Here is a 20,025-nt window from a genome sequence, read left to right as displayed (position 1 = left end):
ATGGTCGAAACCTTACTGGAAGTCCGCAACCTGAGTAAGACCTTTCGCTATCGTACGGGGCTGTTTCATCGTCAGACTGTCGAGGCGGTAAAGCCGCTAAGTTTTACCCTGCGTGAAAAACAGACGCTGGCGATTATTGGCGAAAACGGTTCCGGGAAATCGACGCTGGCGAAGATGCTTGCCGGCATGGTAGAGCCTACCGCTGGAGAAGTGTTGATTGACGATCATCCTCTGGCGTTTGGGGATTACTCTTTCCGCAGCCAGCGTATCCGCATGATCTTCCAGGATCCGTCAACCTCGCTCAATCCCCGCCAGCGTATTTCGCAGATTCTGGATTTTCCTCTGCGTTTGAACACCGAGCTGGAGCCCGAGGCGCGACGAAAGCGCGTCTTTGAAACGCTGCGCATGGTGGGACTGTTACCGGATCACGAAAGCTACTATCCGCATATGCTGGCCCCCGGCCAGAAACAGCGCCTGGGTCTGGCGCGCGCATTGATTTTGCGCCCGAAGGTAATCATTGCCGACGAAGCGCTTGCCTCGCTGGATATGTCGATGCGTTCGCAACTGATTAACCTGATGCTGGAGTTGCAGGAAAAACAGGGTATCTCCTATATCTACGTTACCCAACATCTCGGAATGATGAAGCACATCAGCGACCAGGTGATGGTGATGCACCAGGGGGAAGTTGTCGAGCGTGGCAGCACGGCGGATGTGATGGCCTCTCCGCTTCATGAGCTGACGAAACGACTGATTGCCGGTCATTTCGGTGAAGCGCTGACCGCCGATGCGTGGAGAAAGGACCGCTAAGCACAACGGTAACCCCCCCGCTAAATCAAGGATTAAATAACCTGCGTACGTTATTTAATCCTTTTAATTTTCGTCTCCATCCTTGCTCCATATTTTACGCAATATCCATCAACAGTTCTTCTCCAGAATATCAGGACATTACGGAGGAGAAAAAATGATCACCGCCACTTATGTTCTAAAATACACTGAGTATCTCATCAGAAAATGTCGTTCATTTTTAATGACGGACCTGCACTTCCATACTGTGAGGCTCAGGAGAACAACCGGGAAAACCCCTGACATTAAATCACCCTCGACGTTGAGTGAAAAAATATGCCATCGTCTGGTCTATGACCATAATAACGTCTATACAATGCTTGCCGATAAACTCGCCGTTCGGGAATACGTTTCTTCCAGAACTACGCGCGTGAAAACGGTGCCATTACTTGGTGTTTATACCAGGGCGTCGCAAATTGATTTTTCAGTACTTCCTGACAAATTCGTCCTTAAGTGCAACCATGACAGTGGTAGCACAATAATATGTACCGACAAAGCGCACTTTAATGACAGGGAAGCCTGTAAAAAACTGAGCCTCGCGTTAAAGAAAAATCTGTACTACACCACGCGCGAATGGCAGTACAAAAACATTACGCCGAGTATACTTTGCGAGCCATTTGTCGATCTCTTCGACGATGCTGACAGGAATACAACGCCCGAAATGTTGAGGATCCATTGCTTTCATGGCGTTGCCCACTATGTTGAAGCGGATTTTACGGATGATAACGGGAAAGGGTTTATCAACGTTTATGACAGGCACTGGAACTTACAACCTTTCCAGATGGAATATCCGAATACTTCAGCAGATCCTGGCGAACCGCTTTTATTCCGAGAAGCATTGTTGGCCTCCCAGGAGCTGGCGCAGGGAATTGATTACTGCCGCGTTGATCTTATGCTAAAAAAAGATGAAATCTATTTCAGTGAAATAACCCTAAGCCCGAGACGCGGTAAACTGACGATTACCCCACAGGAATGGGATGCTAAGCTAGGACAAATATGGCATTTATCGCCAGCAAGCACATTTAATCTGCCGCTGAAACTCACGGGTCGGGCCAGGTGAGTTTAAATATTGAGTGGTTTTGCTTTGATAAGGTATAAGTGACATCGCCACCATGGGCCAGCATGATGGCTTTTACCACCGATAAGCCTAAACCACACCCTTCAGGATTCAATGCCCTGGCGCCATTATCCCGCTGAAAAGGCTGAAATAAAAAATCGTGGAACGCCTCAGGGATGCCCGGTCCGCCATCCTGAATAAGAATATAATTGCCTTTATCAGACACGCCATTTTTGACAATGATCGTCCGAGAGGTTGAATAGTGTAATGCGTTGTCAAACAAAACGGCCAGACACTGGTTGATACGCAACGGATCGAACACACAATGCTGCTCCCTCAACGCTGTCTTTATCGTAAACTGATTACGTTTAAATTCGGGCATGAACGTATCAAGCGCGTCCTGTATTGTCCCTTTGAGATCCGTTCTGGATTTAGACAACGTATAACCCGCCCCACCGTCAGAGCTGACAACCCGTAGATCTTCAATCAGGCGGGTTAACCCCTCGGTCTGCCTGAGAAGATTATTAAAAAGCACCGGATCCGGTTCAAAAACGCCGTCTACCAGACCCTGAAGTCGTCCGCGTAAAATCGTGACCGGGGTTCTGAGTTCATGGGCAATGGCGGCATTCCAGGATTTACGCTGCATATCCAGCGTCTGCAGTTTTTCCGCCATTTCATTGAAATCCATGACCAGGTGATTGATCTCTCCCAGCCTGGAACTGGCACAATAAGCCCGGGCATCCAGTTGGCCCTGCGAAATTTTTTTCAGGCTGGACGCGACCGCGTTTAGCGGGGTGAGTATCCGCGAGGAAAGTTTGATCGTTAAAAAAACCGCGAATATCAGACTGATTGTTGTTGCTGTCCCGATCCACACCCAGTCCCACAGGGTCATCTGCTCGTCTTCCCCCGCCGCAGCGCCGCCGGGGAGGTGATCCAGAATAAAGGAGTAAAAAAACCAGGAACCCAGTATTGAAATGGCAATGATCGTAAACGTCAGCAACATCATGTACGTTAAGATCTGACGACTCAGGACAGACTCTCTGTTCATTTTTTCTCCCCAAGCCGGTAACCCATGCCCCTGATGCTCTCAGGGACGCCGTAAAGCCCCGCGAGCTCAAGTTTTTTACGCAGCTTGCTCATATGGCTATCTACTGTTCTGTCGAGGGTATCACCTTCCGGAAGACATGCGTTGAGTAACTCTTCGCGGGAGCAGACCTTTCGCGGATATCTGACCAGATACGTAAGAAGCTTAAATTCCGTCGTCGTTAACACCGGGGAGATCACCTCAGGTCCCACGGTAACCTCAACGTAGAAATCATCGGGATAGACCGTAATAAAAGGCGTCCTGAGAGGCGCGGCCCCCGCCTGCTGAATAGCGGGTTTGGTTCTGCGCAGCACCGCTTCAACCCGCGCGACAACTTCAGAAGGGTTAAAAGGCTTGATAACGTAATCATCTGCGCCAAGCCTCAGCCCCATGAGTTTATCTACGTCCTGATCGAGGGCAGAAACCATAATGACGGGCACGGAACTTTCCTGACGAAGCGTCGTGAGGACGCTCCAGCCGTCGCATACGGGCAGATGAATGTCCAGCAAGATGAGATCCGGTTTATGAAGGCGATTAAGCGCTATCGCCTGCTCGCCCTGTCTGGCCCTCAGCGTTTTCATCCCTGAACGCTCTAAGTAACTCATCAGTATTTCAGCAATGTCGTCTTCATCTTCAACAACAAGGATTAGAGTATTTTTGTTCATTTTATCTCCGCGGGTGAAATCCCTTTGAGCACGCTATCAGATATCTTTAGCACAATAAGACACAGCCTCCGGGAAAAAGTGCCGTAGCCATGAAAATTTCCAGCACTAATTTAAATGTCCGGCCATGCCTCCACACAGCCTACACATTCAGTCAATAAAGACTCGACAATGCCTGGCCAGAATAGCTATTCGGGCAGAACCCTTCTTTCATAGAACGGTGAGAATTAACCCTGTCGCTTTAAGGCTTTATGAATCTGGCTGAGATAATGAACATGGACTTTTCGAAATATTTCTCTACTAAGAAAATCGGTATATATACGCTGTTCCTGCTGCTGTCGTGGGGATTACTTTATACCTGGCTGGTGTTGATGCATAAAATGGATGAAAAAGTTGCCGCGACGCTGCCCTCCTCTCCCATTATTTATGGTTGCATCGCTTTGTCGGTTGTCTCTCTGATAATACAAAACAAAGCAGGTGCATTCACTGAATTACTTGTCATCGCCTTCTGGCTAATGGTGATTTTTATATATCTCATAATTACGTTCACTGTGCTGCTGAACGCTACGCCAGATTTCGACGATTTGGTGTTTTACTACGAGTGTTATTTAATTCTTTTTTTCTGCGGTTCGCCGTTGTACCTCATTATGAGAATGATTTGAACAACCGCACGGTTGCGCTCCACACTCTCTCCATAAAACTGCCATTTCCGCTAAACAGGCGAGTTGTAGACTTCCTGCCAACCCTTATTGCTCAAAATACACTCACTTAAAGAGTCTGAAACCTGTTACCCAGAATGAATAACCTTAATAACAATCGTCGTTCTCCAGATACAGCTGGCGTTATGTACTCACTTAAAAAACTCGCGGTACGTCACCGGAAAAAACTGGTTGTGACTTTTTTCCTTGTCGTGGCTGAAAACGTGATGTTTTTGCTGTATCCCGTTCTGGCAGGCATCGCGATTAATGCCATTCTTGCGGGTAAGACACTTAACGCCGCACTGTACGGACTGATGGTGCTCTGTATGTGGATCATAGGTGCGACAAGACGGAGTGTTGATACACGAACGTTTGCTCGTATTTATGCCGGGCTTGCGGTCTCCGTTGTGCTTTCACAGCGGAAATACCAGCTTAACCATTCGGCTATCGCCGCCAGGGTCACACTCTCGCGCGAGTATGTGGATTTCTTTGAAATGCACTTGCCCCTGCTTATTACCTCGCTGAGTTCTCTCTTTGGTGCGGCAATCATGCTGTTATTTATCGAATTCTGGGCCGGCATCATGTGCTGTGCAATCGTCATCATTCTGATGGGATTTGTCTCGGAATATGCCCGTAAAAATGAATGGTTATTCATGCGCCTGAATAATCGTCTTGAGAAAGAAGTTGATTATGTTCATAAGGCAGGCACCGCCACCCTTCACCGCCATTACGTCACGCTTGCACGTTTACGCATTGCGTTATCGGACCGGGAGGCGTGGGGCTATTTATGGGTGGGTATACTCGTTGCCCTGCTTTTTACGCTGACCATTATCTGGATGACGCAATCGGCTGGCATCACCGCCGGACATATTTATTCCGTGATGACATACATGTGGATGTTCGCGACAAGTCTCGATGACGCCCCGCAGCTTCTTGAGAAATTTTCTCAGCTCAGGGATATCGGTAAACGCGTATCAGCCGATGACGAAATTCACGTATCTGGACGTTAATTTAATGCCTCATTTTTTTATTGAACGCCCCGTATTCGCCTGGGTAGTGGCGCTTTTTATTGTCCTGACGGGTGTCCTGTCTATACCCCGGTTGCCGGTTGCGCAGTATCCGGCGGTGGCACCGCCGGGGATCATTATTTCTGTCACTTATCCGGGGGCCAGCCCCGATATCATGAATACGTCCGTGGTGTCGCTCATCGAGCGTGAAATATCGGGCGTGGATAATTTGCTCTATTTCGAATCATCCAGCGACACAACCGGTTCTGCATCTATTACCGTGACCTTTAAGCCCGGCACAGACATTAAGCTGGCACAGATGGATCTTCAAAACCAGATCAAGATTGTAGAGCCACGTTTGCCGCAGGCGGTCAGGCAAAATGGCATCAACGTCGAGGCGGCCAATTCCGGATTTTTAATGATGGTGGGGTTGAAGTCCACAACCGGCAAATTTGAAGAGGCGGATTTAAGCGATTATTTTGCCCGCAACGTCAGCGACGAACTACGCCGTGTGCCGGGAGTCGGAAAAGTCCAGCTGTTTGGTGGCGAAAAAGCGCTGCGCATCTGGCTGGATCCCATGCAGCTGCACAGTTACGGGCTTTCGGTGAGCGATGTTCTTACCGCTGTAGGTCAGCAAAATGCCCTTGTTTCGCCGGGGAAAACGGGAGACGAACCGGCAACTGCAGGACAAGGCGTAACCTATCCCATCACAGTGAAAGGGCAACTCACTTCTGTAGAGGCTTTCAGAAACATTACCCTTAAAGCAGATGCGTCTGGCGCAAGGCTGAAACTGTCCGACGTTGCGCGGATTGAGTCTGGCCTGCAAAGTTACGCTTTCGGTATCCGTGAAAATGGGGTGCCGGCAACGGCTGCGGCAATCCAGTTGTCACCAGGCGCCAATGCGATGAGCACGGCGTCAGGCGTACGTGCACGTATCGACGAACTTTCTCAGGTGTTGCCGGAAGGAATGGCGTTTACGGTTCCCTTCGATACCGCACCGTTTGTAAAGCTGTCCATCATGAAGGTGGTGCAAACCTTTGTGGAAGCGATGGTCCTTGTCTTTCTCGTTATGCTGCTGTTTTTACATAAGATACGCTGTACGCTTATCCCCTCGATTGTGGCCCCCGTCGCGCTGCTGGGCACCTTCACAGTGATGCTATTGAGTGGATACTCGATCAATATTCTGACCATGTTCGGCATGGTGCTGGCGATAGGGATTATCGTGGATGACGCCATTGTGGTCGTGGAGAACGTTGAACGGCTGATGGAAGAAAAAAACCTTTCTCCGCGCGACGCTACCCGGGAGGCCATGGCCGAAATCACCCCGGCAATTATCGGGATCACGCTGGTACTTACCGCTGTCTTTATACCCATGGGTTTTGCTGAAGGGTCCGTAGGCATTATTTATCGACAATTTTGTATTTCCATGGCGGTATCCATACTGTTGTCGGCATTTCTTGCCCTCACGCTGACTCCCGCGCTTTGTGCGACGTTGCTTAAGCCCCACAGCGCGCAAAAACACGGTGGCGGCAGGTTCGCGGTAGGCTTTAACGCCCGTTTTCATACCCTGACGACATGGTACGAATCCGGCCTGGGCGCGGTTCTGAAACGAACCGGCCGAATGCTGCTTCTGTATGTTGCGCTTTGTGCTGCGCTATTTTTTGGATTGTCTTCGCTGCCCTCATCCTTTCTGCCGGACGAAGATCAGGGCTATTTTATGTCCTCTATTCAGCTTCCCTCTGATGCCACAATGCAGCGCACCCTGAAAGTAGTAAAAACATTTGAACAGGAAATTGCGACCCGACCGGATATTGAAAGCAACATTATGATCCTGGGTTTTGGGTTTTCAGGATCAGGACCGAATTCGGCCATGGCGTTCACCACGCTGAAGGACTGGAAAGAAAGGCACGGCTCTACAGCCGAGGATGAAGCCGACCATATGCAGGCCAGTATGGCAAACGTCTCTGATGCCGTAATGATGAGCCTGCTCCCGCCTGCCATTTCGGATATGGGCACCTCGTCGGGCTTCACCTGGTACGTGCAGGACAGAGCGGGACTGGGCTACGAGGCGTTAAAGCAGGCGGCCGATGCGCTGGTGCTGAAAGCGAATCAACGCCCTGAACTGAGTGGCGTGTATATCGACGGCCTGCCGGAAGGCACTAGCCTGGCGCTTCAGATTGACCGGGAAAAAGCGGAAGCTCTGGGCGTCTCATTTGATGAAATCAACCAGACGCTCTCCGTCACCATGGGTTCAAACTACGTTAATGACTACACGAACAATGGGCGTGTTCAGCAGGTGATTATCCAGGCCGATGCGCCTTACCGAATGCAACCTGAGCAGATCCTGAAATTATCCGTTAAAAACCGCCAGGGGCAGAGGGTGCCAGTGTCAACGTTTGCGACGCTCTCCTGGAACGTTGCACCGCAACAACTAACGCGTTATCAGGGGTATTCTGCTATCCGCATTACCGGCAGTGCGGCCACAGGTGAATCCAGCGGTACCGCAATGAAAGTTATGGAGAATTTGTCCAGGGATTTACCTCAGGGCTTGGCGGGAGAATGGGCCGGGAGCTCATTGCAGGAAATAAAATCCCAGTCGCAGCTCCCGGGTCTGATCGTCCTGTCGATTCTGGTGGTGTTTATGGTGCTCGCTGCCCTGTATGAGAGCTGGTCAATACCTTTTGCCGTCATGCTGGTGGTGCCATTGGGACTGATCGGTGCAGTCATGGCCGTGTCTGTTGCCGGCATGACGAATGATGTTTTCTTCAAGGTCGGCCTTATCACCCTGATAGGCCTGTCTGCCAAGAACGCCATATTGATTGTGGAGTTTGCCAGACAGTTGCATCGTGAAGGGAACCCTCTGGTGGCGGCAACGATACAGGCCGCAAGCCAGCGCCTGCGCCCTATTCTGATGACATCGTTAGCCTTTACGTTGGGAATGGTTCCCTTAATGCTGGCCAGTGGCGCAAGTGACAGCACACAACACGCCATCGGCACCGGTGTCTTTGGCGGCATGATTAGCGGTACGCTTCTCGCGATCTTCTTCGTCCCGGTTTTCTTTATTGTCATCGCGCGTTTCATAGAAAGCGACAGGAAAGGGTCACTATCGTGAGGGATCGCGCATCCACGCTGGTTGGATGAGGCGAAGCTGCTGCCGGGTGATATACTGGACGAATGCTGAAATTTTGAACCCACGCCTCACCTTCTGGGGCATTCGTCTTTGGCGATCGGCGAGAAATATCGTGACATAAGGGGCTGTGAGTGGGCTATAATTTCGAGCTAATTTCGAATGATTTTGAAATACTGCCTGTAACGCTATGAATTACAAGGCAAAATAAGCAATGAATATAAGGATTAAAGCTATGGGTTTTCTTTCCGGTAAGCGCATTCTGGTGACTGGCGTTGCCAGCAAACTGTCCATCGCATACGGCATCGCACAGGCAATGCATCGTGAAGGCGCTGAGCTGGCGTTCACCTACCAGAACGACAAGCTGAAAGGCCGTGTTGAAGAGTTTGCCGCGCAGCTGGGTTCCAGCATCGTTCTGGAATGTGACGTTGCACAAGATGAAAGCATCGATGGCATGTTTGCTGAGCTGGCAAAAGCATGGCCGAAATTCGACGGTTTCGTTCACTCCATCGGCTTCGCGCCTGGCGACCAGCTGGACGGTGACTATGTGAACGCGGTTACCCGTGATGGCTTTAAAATCGCTCACGACATCAGCTCCTACAGCTTCGTTGCGATGGCTAAATCTTGCCGCGCGATGCTGAACCCGGGCGCAGCGCTGTTGACCCTGTCCTACCTGGGCGCGGAACGTGCTATCCCTAACTACAACGTGATGGGTCTGGCTAAAGCGTCTCTGGAAGCCAACGTACGCTATATGGCGAACGCAATGGGTCCTGAAGGTGTGCGTGTTAACGCCATCTCCGCGGGTCCTATCCGCACCCTGGCGGCGTCCGGCATCAAAGATTTCCGTAAAATGCTGGCGCACTGCGAAGCGGTTACCCCGATTCGTCGTACTGTTACCATTGAAGATGTGGGTAACTCTGCTGCATTCCTGTGCTCTGACCTGTCCGCGGGTATCTCCGGTGAAGTGGTTCACGTTGACGGCGGCTTCAACATCGCTGCAATGAACGAGCTGGAAATTAAATAAGCTCAGACTCTCTTCCCGCACGGGAAGAGAGTTTTCCCCCGCACCATCCCCTCGTTATTCCGTTCTGCTATTTGTTATCACCTAACAATATTTTTCCCTTTATCTGCGTTACGCCAGGATATTGATCGCCATTTTGAGATCAAGGAACGCCCATGGAACAACGCCGTTTTTCCGGCAAAGGCCACTGGTATCACGAAACCCAGTCAAACCACGCGCAGTCGGATGCGCTGCCCCTGGTGCCCGAAGCCGCTAACGTTGACGATCGTTTTTTGCTCGATTTAGCCCTGCCCGATGAGATTGTCGCCGCCTGTACCGGCTGGCTTGCCCCTGCCAGAGCCTTATGCCATCAGCTGTTTCCCCTCTCACTTCCCGTCAATCGTCTGCGAACGCTCAGCGCCTATGACCGGTTAAGTACCGCGTTGACGGTTGCGCAGGCCTGTGGCGTTCAGCGGCTATGCAACCATTATGCCGCCCTTCTTGCTCCGCTGCCGGGTCCTGACTCCTCCCGCGAAAGTAACCGGCGGCTGGCGCAAATCACGCAGTATGCCCGTCAGCTCGCCAGCTCACCGGATGTCATTGATGACAAGGCGCGAAACCAGCTTGATGAGGTGGGTCTCTCTACCTATGACATTGTGGTGATTAACCAGATCATCGGCTTTATCGGTTTTCAGGCGCGCGTGGTTGCGGTCTTTCAGGCTCTGCTTGGCCATCCCGTTCGCTGGTTGCCGGGCCATCATATTCAGCCGCACGCCCTGCCAGCGTGCGCCGGTAGGTGGATAGCGCTTCTTCCCGTGGTCGAGCTTCGCTATGCTAGTGCGCATCAGCTTGAGTCCCTCTCCCGCTGGCAGGCAGAACCTGCGCTTGAGGCGCTGACACCCGTCCTGTGCCATGAACCGACCTTGCTCGACCTGACGGGAGAGATCCTGATAAACAGCCGGGAAGAGAGTGCGCTTTCCCCGCCGTCGCTTTTGGCAGCAGTCGACTTGCTGACACGCTCGCCGGACCGCTTTAGTGCCGCGCAGTTTACCCCACTCATGGAAGAAGGACTGACTGTCGCCCAGGCGATCAACCGCCTGTCTCAAAGCGCGTTTGAGGGCTGGCTTAATCGACTAAAAGTCGCGGCTGGCAAAGCGGAATAACCACACGCATTCCCCAAAGACCGCTTGCTGTAGAAGTGAGAATCGCGTAAAACTGTCAGCCGCTCAATGGCTACGAAAATAGAACATTATGTTTCAGGACAACCCGCTGCTAGCGCAGCTTAAACAGCAACTGCATTCCCAGACGCCGCGTGCAGAAGGGGTCGTGAAAGCCACGGAAAAGGGCTTTGGCTTCCTTGAAGTTGACGCGCAGAAAAGCTACTTCATTCCGCCACCGCAGATGAAGAAAGTGATGCATGGCGATCGCGTCATGGCCGTCATTCATACAGAGAAGGAACGTGAATCCGCTGAGCCGGAAGAACTGATTGAACCGTTCCTGACCCGCTTTGTCGGTAAGGTACAGCGAAAAGACGATCGTCTTTCTATCGTGCCGGATCATCCCCTGTTGAAAGATGCCATTCCCTGCCGGGCCGCCCGCGGCGTTGAGCATGATTTTAAAGAAGGTGACTGGGCCGTAGCAGAAATGCGCCGTCATCCTCTGAAAGGCGACCGTGGTTTCTATGCAGAACTGACGCAGTTCATTACCTTTGGCGATGACCATTTCGTCCCGTGGTGGGTCACGCTGGCGCGCCATAATCTTGAAAAAGAAGCGCCGAACGGCGTAGCGACTGAAATGCAGGACGAAGGTTTGACGCGCCGCGATCTCACTGCGCTGGAATTTGTCACCATCGACAGCGCCAGCACAGAAGATATGGACGATGCGCTCTACGCTGAAGAGAGCGCCGATGGCAAACTGCATCTGACCGTCGCCATTGCCGATCCTACCGCCTGGATTGCACAAGGCAGTAAACTGGACGAAACGGCCAAAATCCGTGCGTTTACCAACTACCTGCCAGGCTTTAACATCCCGATGCTGCCGCGCGAACTGTCAGACGATCTCTGCTCGCTGCGCCCAAATGAAGTGCGCCCGGCTCTCGCCTGCCGCATGACCATCGCCGCGGATGGGACGATTGAAGACGATATCGAATTCTTTGCCGCCACCATCGAATCCAAAGCCAAGCTGGCCTATGACAATGTCTCTGACTGGCTGGAAAACACCGGCAGCTGGAAACCTGAATCCGATGCCATTGCGGCGCAGATTCGTCTGCTGCACCGTATTTGCCTGAAGCGTGGCGAATGGCGTACAACCCACGCCCTGGTGTTCAAAGATCGTCCGGACTACCGTTTTGTTCTCGGTGAGAAAGGCGAAGTGCTGGATATCGTAGCCGAGCCGCGACGCATTGCTAACCGCATCGTCGAAGAAGCGATGATTTCCGCCAACATTTGCGCCGCACGCGTGCTGCGCGACAAGCTGGGCTTTGGTATTTACAACGTTCACACCGGATTCGATCCGGCCAATACCGAAGCGCTGGCAGCCCTGCTGAAGAATCACGATGTGCATGTTGATCCGGAAGAAGTCCTGACGCTGCCAGGATTCTGCAAGCTTCGCCGCGAGCTGGACGCACAGCCATCCGGTTTCCTTGATAGCCGTATTCGCCGCTTCCAGTCCTTCGCTGAAATCAGCACCGAACCAGGCCCGCACTTCGGCCTCGGTCTGGAAGCTTACGCCACCTGGACATCCCCAATTCGTAAATATGGCGACATGGTTAACCACCGTCTGCTGAAAGCGATTATCAAAGGCGAAACGATTGCACGCCCTCAGGACGACACGACCGTGCAGATGGCAGAGCGTCGCCGTCTGAACCGCATGGCGGAACGTGACGTTGGAGACTGGCTGTACGCGCGTTTCCTGCAGGATAAGGCCGGAACCGACACCCGCTTCGCTGCGGAGATTATTGATATCAGCCGCGGCGGGATGCGTGTCCGTCTGGTGGATAACGGTGCTGTCGCCTTTATCCCTGCCCCATTCCTGCATGCCGTTCGTGACGAACTGGTCTGTAGCCAGGAAAGTGGCACCGTGCAGATTAAAGGTGAAACAGTTTACAAAGTCACTGAGGTGATTGACGTAACTATCGCTGAAGTCCGCATGGAAACCCGCAGTATTATCGCGCGACCAGCTGTCTGATAACCCGCTAAATTGTCGGCCATTTCCGTTCGGGAAGGCCGACAATTTTTCTTTTTAACCCGCCCCACAAATTCATCATTTTTTCTGACTATTTTCCGATTCCCCCCGCCCAAAATGGCCATAATTATCTACAGTAAAAGAGTGCCGTCATATTCGGTCACCTGAATAGCTGGATGCTCAGTATTCTTTTTTGGCAGACTCGTTTTATTATAAGAAAGCAGGGAAAAACAATACGTTCACTTCGGTTTTACCGCTGTTTCACAACGGAAAAGTCGACTGCAAATGAATAATTTGTGCGCTAATGAGTAGCAGCGGGAGAAATCATGATCGACGATCTTGAGCAGAATTTGCTGTTTCGTTACATGGGTACTCACAGTCCGTGGTGGCGATTGTCGGCAGACAGCAACGCTCTGCACCTTGCCGCCAGCGAAAATGCCGATGCGACTCAGGTGGTGACGCTGGACGATGAACAAGCCACGTTGATCCGCCAGTTAACGGTAATTACCTCCAGCATTTCAATGAACCTCTCCCTGTATGGCGAAGAGGTTCCCGTGCATCTTGTCGGCCGCAAAATCACCCGAAACGAGTGGGCCGGCACGGCATCGGCCTGGAACGATACCCCCTCCGTAGCACGCGATCTCGCTCAAGGACTCTCCTTCGCGGAACAGGTGGTTTCGGAAGCGAATTCCGTCATTGTGATTCTCGATCAGCACGGCAATATTCAGCGTTTTAATCGCCTGAGCGAAGAGTATACCGGTCTGAAAGAGCAGGAAGTGATCGGTCAGAACGTGTTCAAATTGTTTATGAGTCGCAGCGAGGCGGCAGCCTCGAAGCGAAATATCACCGGTTTCTTCCGTAACGGCAGCTCCTACGAAGTTGAACGCTGGATCAAGACGCGGAAAGGACAACGCTTGTTTCTGTTCAGAAACAAATTCGTTCACAGCGGCAGCGGTAAAAACGAAATATTTCTTATTTGCTCCGGCACCGACATTACCGAGGAACGTCGGGCGCAGGAGCGCCTGCGCGTGCTGGCCAATACCGATACCATCACCGGTTTACCCAACCGCAATGCCATCCACGAACAGATCTCAGACGCCATCAACCATCGGGGCGAAACGCAGGTTGGCGTGGTGTATCTTGACCTGGATAACTTCAAAAAGGTCAACGATGCCTACGGGCATATGTTTGGCGATCAGCTCTTACAGGCGGTTGCACTCGCCATTCTGAGTTGCCTTGACGAGGGGCAGGTTCTGGCCCGGCTCGGCGGCGATGAGTTTATCGTGATGGCCACGAATACGTCTCAGGGCGCGCTGGAAGCTATGGCGTCGCGCATTCTGACCCGCCTGCGCCAGCCGTTCAGAATCGGGCTGATTGAGATATATACCGGCTGTTCTTTGGGGATCGCCCTCGCGCCGCAGCACGGGAACGATCGGGAAAGTGTGATTCGCAATGCCGATACGGCCATGTACACCGCCAAGGAAAATGGCAGGGGTAAGTTCTGCGTCTTCTCCCCTGAAATGAACCAGCGCGTATTTGAGTATCTTTGGCTGGACACCAATCTGCGTAAAGCGCTGGATAACGATCAGCTTCTGATTCACTACCAGCCTAAAATGACCTGGCGCGGTGAGGTCAGAAGTCTTGAGGCGCTGGTCCGCTGGCAGTCGCCGGAGCGCGGCTTGATCCCACCGCTGGAATTTATCTCTTATGCCGAAGAGTCCGGTTTGATTGTGCCGCTGGGGCGCTGGGTGATGCTCGACGTGGTTCGTCAGGTGGCGAAATGGCGTGACAAGGGGATTAACCTGCGCGTGGCCGTGAACGTCTCTGCACGTCAGCTTGCCGACCAGACGATTTTCAGCGATTTAAAGCAGGCGCTTAAGGATCTGCATTTTGAGTACTGCCCTATCGACGTCGAGTTAACAGAGAGCTGTCTCATCGAAAACGAAGAGCTGGCGCTTTCGGTGATCCAGCAATTCAGCCGACTCGGGGCACAAATACATCTGGATGACTTTGGTACGGGCTACTCTTCCCTTTCCCAGCTGGCGCGTTTTCCTATTGACGCCATTAAACTCGATCAATCTTTTGTCAGAGATATTCATAAGCAGTCCATCTCCCAGTCTCTGGTACGCGCCATTGTCGCAGTGGCACAGGCCCTGAATCTGCAGGTGATCGCCGAGGGGGTGGAGAATGCAAAAGAAGACGCCTTTCTGACTAAGAATGGCGTCAACGAACGGCAGGGTTTCCTTTTTGCTAAGCCGATGCCCGCTGCCGCATTCGAGCGATGGCTAAAACGCTATCAGGCGCGACAACAGCGCTAGCTGGCCTTGCGTAAGCCCGCCGCATGATGGCGGTTTTGCAGCATCACCAGACGCTCCATGTAGGCGATATCTTTCGGCTCAAGGCAGAATGCGGCATCGACCCAGTCTTCGGTAATATCCATCAGCTCACTGCGTGGCAACTGCAGAACGCGCGTACGAGCACGCAGCATGGCTCTTACGCCGTTCAGTTTTGGCCGCAATGTGTCGATGAAGGTCCTGACCGAGACGTAGCTTTGCCCGGGTTCATACAGCACATCCACCAACCCGTGCTGCTCGTACCATTCTGCCGTGTGGGACTCCCCTTTGTAGATGAGCTCCTCCGCCAGCTTCATGCCTGAACGTCGTGCGACCAGCGAATACCCCCCCATCCCCGGGAACAGATTAAAGGCAATTTCCGGGAAACCTAACCGGGCATCACGCTGAGCCAGGACAAAATGGTGCGCCAGCGCTGCCTCAAATCCGCCGCCTAATGCGCTGCCTTCGACCATTGCCAGCGTGATGGCCCCCGTATCAAACCCTCTTGATGCCGCATGGACGCAATCAACACAGGCGCGGGCATAGGCCCGTAACGCTTCACGCCGCCCGTTCTGAATGCACTCGACGAAGAACTGCAAGTCCCCTCCCACGTTGTACATTTCAGGAACAAGCGAGCCGGTAACCCAAAAATCGACCGCAAAACCCGACTGACGGACCAGCCAGGAAAGGTTCATGATCTCCTCAATTAAGGCATGGTTGAAGCAAGGACGCGGCTGAGCCCGCAGCATCATCCAGACGGTGCGTCGCTCCGCCTCGTAATACCCTGAGAGCTGCGTGAAACGTTCAGTATCGGTAAACAGTGTACAGGTAGGCTGATTGATAACTGTCATAGTCCAATTCCTCATATAAAAAAGCGCCTTGCGCGCAGTTTTAGACTAATCCACCGATTAAGCCTGCTATATGAGGGGGAATAAATTTATCACTTTCATTTATGTAATTTCGTTATCGCATTTTTTCCCTTCTCTTTTGACCCCATTTTCTGCATCATTGAAATTATTCACTTTTCGCTCCCGGGGAGAGATTATGTCTACTATTGATCCACAAGCTGTAGCACAACGTATTGATACCGTGCTGGATATTCTGGTGGCGGGTGATTATCACTCTGCGATCCGTAATCTCGAGATCCTGAAGTCTGAACTTCTTGCTCAGAATGGCGCTGACAACGCCCCCGAAAACAAACAGCCAAAAGCGCCGTGGGAAGTGTAATCCCACCGTTTCCGACCTCGTTTCGCTTTATTAAATGGATGCTATGAATTCCCGACAACAACTCATTTTGCAGATGGTCATCGATCAGGGGCGTGTAAGCGTGGTCGATCTCGCTAAAACCACCGGCGTCTCCGAAGTCACCATTCGTCAGGATCTTAATCTGCTGGAAAAACAGAGTTACCTGCGCCGTGCGCATGGTTATGCCGTGCCGCTGGACAGCGACGACGTTGAGACGCGCATGATGAATAACTACGCGCTTAAACGTGAACTGGCAGAGTTTGCCGCATCACTGGTAAACCCTGGCGAGACGGTCTTTATTGAAAACGGCAGCAGCAACGCCCTTCTGGCACGGACGCTCGCGGAACAAAAAGACGTGACTATCATCACTGTCAGCAGCTATATCGCCCATTTACTCAAAGAGACGCGCTGTGAGGTCATTTTGCTGGGTGGCATTTACCAAAAGAAAAGTGAAAGCATGGTGGGCCCGCTGACCCGGCAATATGTTCAGCAGGTGCATTTCAGTAAGGCCTTTATCGGCATTGACGGCTGGCAGCCGGAAACAGGTTTCACCGGCCGGGATATGATGCGCACTGACGTGGTGAATGCCGTACTGGAAAAAGAGTGTGAAGCCATTGTGCTCACTGACAGTTCCAAATTTGGCGCCGTCCATCCTTACACAATGGGTCCCGTCTCACGCTTCAGTCGCGTCATTACCGACGAACGGTTAAGTGACGAGCATCGTAATAAGCTGGAAGAAGACGGTCTGATTGTCGATATTATTAAAACTTCCGCCTGAGTCCATTTCGCGCCCGTCATTCGGGCGCATGCATATCCCTTCGTCTGAGACGATTCCTAACGCCCCTTTAAGAGTTTTTACCTGTTTAACCCGCATTAAAGTCGTAAAATTAATGTTAGCGATATAACAGGAAGTGACTATCACTTGCGTGATTACGTAACGCCTGCGCGACCAGCTTTCACGGAAAAAAGAATAATTAGGTATTCGTTTTGTCTATACTTAACGTGTACCTCTTTCCGTGAATCGATAATTCAGGAGAAAGTATTATGACCTTAACCAGCAAAAAATTAGCCGCCGCTGTTCTGGCAATCACTGTAGCAATGTCCCTGAGCGCATGCTCTAACTGGTCTAAACGTGACCGTAACACCGCCATTGGTGCCGGTGCAGGTGCACTCGGTGGTGCAGTCTTAACAGATGGTAGCACGCTGGGTACATTGGGTGGCGCTGCTGTCGGTGGTATTATCGGTCACCAGGTTGGCAAATAATTATTCTATAAGCCTTCCCGACATCGCGATTTAGCGTCGCATTTCAGGTCTGACTTACGCACGTATATATCACGAGCCACGGCATTTGCCGTGGCTCATTTATTTTAACCGCCTGCCAATTTGACTTTCATGCCCTTTGCTTCAAGCAGCGATTTAATTAAATCGCGTTTATCACCCTGAATTTCAATAATGCCGTCTTTCACGGCACCACCGCAGCCACATTTCTTTTTCAACTCAGCCGCCAGTTTTGTTAGCTCAGCATCATCCTGGTCAATTCCTGAGATAAGGCAAACCCCTTTCCCTTTTCGTCCACTGGTTTGACGCTGGATACGCACAATGCCGTCGCCCTTCGGACGTTCAACTTTGGTTTTCGGCTCATCTATGCGCCCGCCCTCCGTTGAGTAGACCAGACGACTGTTGGAATCGGTCATTACGCCCCCTTTTTCAATGATGCGTTAATTGCCTTGAGCGTCTCTGCCGGGTTAGCAGACTGCGTTACTGGCCGCCCGATAACCATATAATCCACACCAGCAGCCAGCGCCTGCTCAGGCGTCATAATACGGCGCTGATCGCCCACGTCGCTGCCAGCCGGACGAATACCCGGCGTGACCAGTTTAAAATCTTTGCCCAGTTCTGATTTGAAGCGGACCGCTTCCTGTGCGGAGCAGACGACGCCATCCAAACCGCAGTTCTGCGTCAGACGCGCAAGACGCTCGGCATGTTCGGCAGGTGACAATGTCACGCCAAGATCGCATAAATCACTTTCGTCCATACTGGTCAATACGGTCACCGCAATCAGCAATGGCGCATCTTTCCCGAACGGCAGGAGGGCTTCACGTGCGGCAGTCATCATTCTCGCTCCGCCCGACGCATGGACGTTGACCATCCATACACCCAGCTCTGCGGCGGCGGCAACGGCGTGCGCCGTGGTATTCGGGATGTCATGGAACTTGAGATCGAGGAAGACATCGAAACCACGCTGCTGCAGATCGCGGACGATTTGCGGTCCAAACAGAGTGAACATCTCTTTACCAACTTTCAGACGGCAATCGCGAGGATCGATACCGTCGACAAAGGCCAGTGCAGCGTCACGCTTATTGTAATCAAGCGCAACAACAACAGGAGAATCCGTAATAACGCGGGAAGTGGAGGAAGTAACAGACGTCATGACCAGCCCTTTTCGTCTATGGGCGCGCAGCGGCGCGGAACAGATAAACGGCCAGCATTCTACCTGCCGCCGCCGCAAATTGACAGAATCCATTTGCGCCCCTGCCAGGCTGGCACACCGCACGGTGTTAAGGAAGGGGTAAAAATCATCAGTATGTTGTAACTAAAATGGGGTGTTTTAAAAAATTACTGGCCGTCAAGACCACGGATTGGCTTGATGGTGGACCAGGCCCGGCAGGAAGGACAATGCCAGTAAAGCGTATACGCGGTAAAACCACACTTCTGGCAACGGTAGCGCGGTTTACTCCGCACCTGCTCGCCGACCATGTCGCGCAGCACCATCAGGCTCTCTTTGGCGCGCCCTTCTTCTGCGTCGTTCAGGTGGTAATCCATCAGTTTATGGAATACCCGCATCGTCGGATGACGCTGTAGCTGACGGGTAATATACACCTGTGCGGTGTCGGTCCCTTCGTACTGCTCAACCACGTCTGAGAGCATCAGCTCTGCGGTTGCGCCGGTATTCTCTTCCACGCAACGGCGCAGGAATGCTACCCACTCTTCTTGCTTACCCAGCTGTTGATAGCAGGTTTGCAGCATCTCCAGCGTTTCACTGACCAGCTCTTTGTCCTGGTCAATCACCCGAAGCAGGCTTTCAACGGCTTTGGCGTAATCGCCACTCGCCATAAAAACGCGTCCCATCATGATAGAGATACGCGCGCTATTACGATCTGCTGCTGCACCTTTCTTCAGCAACGCCATGGCTTTGTCCATGTCGTCGTTGCCCATCTGCTGAAGGGCAAGTTCACAGTAGAAATGGGCTATCTCAACACGCTGCTTATCTTTACCCAGCTTCACCAGCCGCTCGGCAGTATCAATGGCTTTTTGCCATTCGCTGGTGGCCTGATAAATTTGCAGTAATTGCTGCAACGCACCGATACGGAAATCCGTTTCATCAATCAGCTGCGAGAACATATCTTCAGCGCGGTCGTACAGCCCGGCAGCCATGTAATCGCGCCCCAGCTGCTGGACCGCGAGGAGACGTTGTTCGTAGGTCAGCGAGGCGCTTTCCATAAGGGTCTGGTGGATACGGATGGCACGGTCAACCTCGCCACGCGAGCGGAACAGGTTACCGAGCGTGAGATGGGCTTCGACGGTCCCCGTATCCTCTTTCAGCATATCGAGGAACAGGTCTACCGCTTTGTCCTGCTGATTGCTCAGGAGGAAGTTCACCCCCGCAACGTAGTCGCGAGAGAGACGGTTAGCCTCATCCTGCTTTGTTTGTTGCGCACTTCTGCGGCCCATATACCAGCCATAGGCAGCGGCTACAGGCAAAAGCAGAAACAACAACTCCAGCAT

Annotated in this window: 18 protein-coding genes; 12 read left to right on the top strand and 6 right to left on the bottom strand. The window is 52.2% G+C overall.

What is annotated here, in order from left to right; translation table 11 throughout:
* Positions 1–807 carry a putrescine export ABC transporter ATP-binding protein SapF gene (sapF, locus tag O1723_RS09810; protein WP_014884069.1) on the top strand — a complete coding sequence of 269 codons (807 nt, stop codon included), beginning with the start codon at positions 1–3 and terminating at the stop codon, positions 805–807.
* Between the two features lie 154 nt (positions 808–961).
* Entirely contained in the window at positions 962–1,903 is a 942-nt protein-coding gene (locus O1723_RS09805) for an ATP-grasp fold amidoligase family protein (RefSeq protein ID WP_023330539.1), read from the top strand.
* On the opposite strand, the gene O1723_RS09800 is transcribed toward O1723_RS09805, so the two are convergent.
* Positions 1,884–2,948, bottom strand: coding sequence for an ATP-binding protein (locus tag O1723_RS09800; RefSeq protein WP_023337370.1), 1,065 nt, complete (start codon positions 2,946–2,948; stop codon positions 1,884–1,886). The two genes, O1723_RS09805 and O1723_RS09800, sit on opposite strands and share 20 nt — an antisense overlap.
* The gene (locus O1723_RS09795) at positions 2,945–3,649 is read right to left on the bottom strand and encodes a response regulator (protein WP_014884072.1); all 705 of its coding nucleotides are present in this window, start codon (positions 3,647–3,649) and stop codon (positions 2,945–2,947) included. Before O1723_RS09795 ends, O1723_RS09800 begins: the two co-directional genes overlap by 4 nt.
* Before the next feature lie 266 nt (positions 3,650–3,915).
* On the opposite strand from O1723_RS09795, the gene crrC reads away from it, so the two are divergent.
* The 7 genes from crrC to pdeR all read left to right on the top strand — a co-directional run bounded on the left by crrC (position 3,916) and on the right by pdeR (position 14,979).
* Positions 3,916–4,308 (top strand): colistin resistant protein CrrC, encoded by a 393-nt coding sequence (crrC, locus tag O1723_RS09790; RefSeq protein WP_170934344.1) that lies wholly within the window; start codon positions 3,916–3,918, stop codon positions 4,306–4,308.
* Between the two features lie 134 nt (positions 4,309–4,442).
* Positions 4,443–5,354: an ABC transporter six-transmembrane domain-containing protein gene (locus tag O1723_RS09785; protein WP_032629001.1), complete on the top strand. Its 912-nt coding sequence runs from the start codon at positions 4,443–4,445 to the stop codon at positions 5,352–5,354.
* Between the two features lie 4 nt (positions 5,355–5,358).
* Entirely contained in the window at positions 5,359–8,463 is a 3,105-nt protein-coding gene (locus O1723_RS09780; RefSeq protein WP_248191193.1) for a multidrug efflux RND transporter permease subunit, read from the top strand.
* Between the two features lie 250 nt (positions 8,464–8,713).
* A complete protein-coding gene (fabI, locus tag O1723_RS09775; protein ID WP_003856831.1) occupies positions 8,714–9,502 on the top strand; it encodes an enoyl-ACP reductase FabI in 789 nt (262 codons plus the stop codon).
* 152 nt (positions 9,503–9,654) lie between these two features.
* Positions 9,655–10,641 carry a CMD domain-containing protein gene (locus O1723_RS09770; protein WP_023337373.1) on the top strand — a complete coding sequence of 329 codons (987 nt, stop codon included), beginning with the start codon at positions 9,655–9,657 and terminating at the stop codon, positions 10,639–10,641.
* 88 nt (positions 10,642–10,729) lie between these two features.
* The gene (locus O1723_RS09765; protein WP_023337374.1) at positions 10,730–12,664 is read left to right on the top strand and encodes an exoribonuclease II; all 1,935 of its coding nucleotides are present in this window, start codon (positions 10,730–10,732) and stop codon (positions 12,662–12,664) included.
* 323 nt (positions 12,665–12,987) lie between these two features.
* Positions 12,988–14,979 (top strand): cyclic di-GMP phosphodiesterase, encoded by a 1,992-nt coding sequence (gene pdeR, locus O1723_RS09760; RefSeq protein WP_023337375.1) that lies wholly within the window; start codon positions 12,988–12,990, stop codon positions 14,977–14,979.
* Here pdeR and O1723_RS09755 read toward each other — a convergent pair.
* Positions 14,976–15,845, bottom strand: coding sequence for a crotonase/enoyl-CoA hydratase family protein (locus O1723_RS09755; RefSeq protein WP_014884079.1), 870 nt, complete (start codon positions 15,843–15,845; stop codon positions 14,976–14,978). The two genes, pdeR and O1723_RS09755, sit on opposite strands and share 4 nt — an antisense overlap.
* A gap of 193 nt (positions 15,846–16,038) precedes the next feature.
* Between O1723_RS09755 and O1723_RS09750 the strand changes: the two genes are divergently transcribed.
* From O1723_RS09750 to osmB, 3 genes are all read left to right on the top strand, one after another.
* Complete coding sequence (locus tag O1723_RS09750; protein WP_014884080.1) at positions 16,039–16,221, top strand: YciZ family protein; 183 nt, start codon at positions 16,039–16,041, stop codon at positions 16,219–16,221.
* Positions 16,222–16,264: 43 nt separating this feature from the next.
* Positions 16,265–17,017 (top strand): DNA-binding transcriptional regulator YciT, encoded by a 753-nt coding sequence (gene yciT, locus O1723_RS09745; RefSeq protein ID WP_014884081.1) that lies wholly within the window; start codon positions 16,265–16,267, stop codon positions 17,015–17,017.
* Between the two features lie 266 nt (positions 17,018–17,283).
* Positions 17,284–17,502 (top strand): osmotically-inducible lipoprotein OsmB, encoded by a 219-nt coding sequence (gene osmB / locus O1723_RS09740; RefSeq protein WP_008501216.1) that lies wholly within the window; start codon positions 17,284–17,286, stop codon positions 17,500–17,502.
* Between the two features lie 104 nt (positions 17,503–17,606).
* Here the strand turns inward: osmB and yciH are convergent, their stop codons facing one another.
* From yciH to lapB, 3 genes are all read right to left on the bottom strand, one after another.
* Positions 17,607–17,933 (bottom strand): stress response translation initiation inhibitor YciH, encoded by a 327-nt coding sequence (yciH, locus tag O1723_RS09735; protein ID WP_023337376.1) that lies wholly within the window; start codon positions 17,931–17,933, stop codon positions 17,607–17,609.
* Positions 17,933–18,670 carry an orotidine-5'-phosphate decarboxylase gene (pyrF, locus tag O1723_RS09730; protein ID WP_023337377.1) on the bottom strand — a complete coding sequence of 246 codons (738 nt, stop codon included), beginning with the start codon at positions 18,668–18,670 and terminating at the stop codon, positions 17,933–17,935. The genes yciH and pyrF overlap by 1 nt, the downstream gene beginning before the upstream one ends.
* A 185-nt stretch (positions 18,671–18,855) precedes the next feature.
* Positions 18,856–20,025: a lipopolysaccharide assembly protein LapB gene (gene lapB, locus O1723_RS09725; protein ID WP_023330547.1), complete on the bottom strand. Its 1,170-nt coding sequence runs from the start codon at positions 20,023–20,025 to the stop codon at positions 18,856–18,858.

This window comes from Enterobacter cloacae complex sp. HYC080_NIDB, assembly GCF_056673325.1.
Note: the sequence above shows the minus strand (reverse complement) of the source record. Positions and strands in the feature narration are given on the sequence as shown.

Coding starts and splice junctions, on each gene's coding strand:
- sapF (WP_014884069.1), top strand. CDS start 1: ATGGTCGAAACCTTACTGGAAGTCCGCAACCTGAGTAAGACCTTTCGC.
- O1723_RS09805 (WP_023330539.1), top strand. CDS start 962: ATGATCACCGCCACTTATGTTCTAAAATACACTGAGTATCTCATCAGA.
- O1723_RS09800 (WP_023337370.1), bottom strand. CDS start 2,948: ATGAACAGAGAGTCTGTCCTGAGTCGTCAGATCTTAACGTACATGATG.
- O1723_RS09795 (WP_014884072.1), bottom strand. CDS start 3,649: ATGAACAAAAATACTCTAATCCTTGTTGTTGAAGATGAAGACGACATT.
- crrC (WP_170934344.1), top strand. CDS start 3,916: ATGAACATGGACTTTTCGAAATATTTCTCTACTAAGAAAATCGGTATA.
- O1723_RS09785 (WP_032629001.1), top strand. CDS start 4,443: ATGAATAACCTTAATAACAATCGTCGTTCTCCAGATACAGCTGGCGTT.
- O1723_RS09780 (WP_248191193.1), top strand. CDS start 5,359: ATGCCTCATTTTTTTATTGAACGCCCCGTATTCGCCTGGGTAGTGGCG.
- fabI (WP_003856831.1), top strand. CDS start 8,714: ATGGGTTTTCTTTCCGGTAAGCGCATTCTGGTGACTGGCGTTGCCAGC.
- O1723_RS09770 (WP_023337373.1), top strand. CDS start 9,655: ATGGAACAACGCCGTTTTTCCGGCAAAGGCCACTGGTATCACGAAACC.
- O1723_RS09765 (WP_023337374.1), top strand. CDS start 10,730: ATGTTTCAGGACAACCCGCTGCTAGCGCAGCTTAAACAGCAACTGCAT.
- pdeR (WP_023337375.1), top strand. CDS start 12,988: ATGATCGACGATCTTGAGCAGAATTTGCTGTTTCGTTACATGGGTACT.
- O1723_RS09755 (WP_014884079.1), bottom strand. CDS start 15,845: ATGACAGTTATCAATCAGCCTACCTGTACACTGTTTACCGATACTGAA.
- O1723_RS09750 (WP_014884080.1), top strand. CDS start 16,039: ATGTCTACTATTGATCCACAAGCTGTAGCACAACGTATTGATACCGTG.
- yciT (WP_014884081.1), top strand. CDS start 16,265: ATGAATTCCCGACAACAACTCATTTTGCAGATGGTCATCGATCAGGGG.
- osmB (WP_008501216.1), top strand. CDS start 17,284: ATGACCTTAACCAGCAAAAAATTAGCCGCCGCTGTTCTGGCAATCACT.
- yciH (WP_023337376.1), bottom strand. CDS start 17,933: ATGACCGATTCCAACAGTCGTCTGGTCTACTCAACGGAGGGCGGGCGC.
- pyrF (WP_023337377.1), bottom strand. CDS start 18,670: ATGACGTCTGTTACTTCCTCCACTTCCCGCGTTATTACGGATTCTCCT.
- lapB (WP_023330547.1), bottom strand. CDS start 20,025: ATGCTGGAGTTGTTGTTTCTGCTTTTGCCTGTAGCCGCTGCCTATGGC.